The following is a 240-nucleotide window of genomic DNA, read 5'->3' as shown; positions in this document are numbered from 1 at the left end:
CCCAGGGAGCGGGCGGCCTCGTTCTGTCCGCGGGCGATGGACTGCACGCCGGCCCGGATGATCTCGGCCACGTAGGCGCCGGTGAACAGCGCCAGCGCCGCGACCCCGGCGAACTCGCGGGACAGGTTGAGCACGGTGCCGATGAAGAAGTAGAAGATGAAGATCTGCACCAGCAACGGCGTGCCGCGCACCAGCTCGACGTAGATCGTCGACAGGTCGTGCAGGGTCGGGTTCTTCGAC

1 protein-coding gene is annotated in these 240 nt (G+C 67.5%); it reads right to left on the bottom strand.

From position 1 onward, the window contains the following. The coding region (locus NDO48_RS29505) for an ABC transporter permease subunit (RefSeq protein WP_267322957.1) at nt 1–240 on the bottom strand (240 nt) is incomplete at both ends.

This window comes from Aminobacter sp. MET-1, assembly GCF_026521175.1.
Lineage (GTDB): Bacteria > Pseudomonadota > Alphaproteobacteria > Rhizobiales > Rhizobiaceae > Aminobacter.
The sequence above is the reverse complement of the archived record's forward strand: the minus strand, read 5'-3'. Positions and strand labels throughout refer to the sequence as shown.